This is a genomic window from Microbispora sp. H10830 (assembly GCF_014161375.1).
Lineage (GTDB): Bacteria > Actinomycetota > Actinomycetes > Streptosporangiales > Streptosporangiaceae > Microbispora > Microbispora catharanthi.
On record NZ_JABBWX010000061.1, the window covers coordinates 1 to 632 of the forward strand.

General features: G+C 74.1%; 1 protein-coding gene. It reads right to left on the reverse strand.

Annotated features, from left to right (window positions below; all coding sequences use genetic code 11):
- The coding region (locus HHX35_RS42395; protein WP_182904248.1) for a GAF domain-containing protein at positions 1-632 on the reverse strand (632 nt) is incomplete at both ends.

A 632-nucleotide genomic window follows, 5' to 3' on the forward strand; every position in this document is an offset into this window, starting at 1 on the left:
AGGAGGCCTCCGGCCGCTCGACCAGGCGTACGGCGCTCATCAGCGTCATGGCCACGGCGAACAGGCGCTGGATGACCACGTCGTGCAGGTCCTTGGCGATGCGGTCGCGGTCTTCCAGCAGGCCGAGTCGCTCGGCGTCGCGGCGGGTCTCGGCCAGCTCCAGCGCGACGGCCGCCTGCCCGGCGAAGGCGTGCAGCGTGCGCAGCTCCGACTGGCTGAAGGGCATCCGCCCGGAACGCTTCACCAGCCCCAGCACCCCGCGTACGGCCCCGGCCGCGCCCAGCGGCACGGCCGCTGCCGGCCCCACCGGAGGGTCGTCGGCCCAGATCAGATGCACCTGGCTGTGGTCGAGATCGTCCAACGCCAGCGGCTCGCCGCTCAGGAACGCCCGGCCGGCGAGCGAGCCCTCGACCGCGACCTCGTCGTTGACAAGCCGGACACCCGGCCCGCCCTCGACCGGCTCGACATCCTGCAGCGCGACGCGCAGCACGTCGCGGTCGCGGTTCGGCAGCAGGATCGCCACGGCGTCGGCGTCGGCCATCTCGCGGGCGCGCCGGGCGATGAGCGTGAGGACCTCCTGCGGCTCGCCGCCGGACAGCAGCCGGGTGGTGATGTCCGAGGACGCCTGCAAC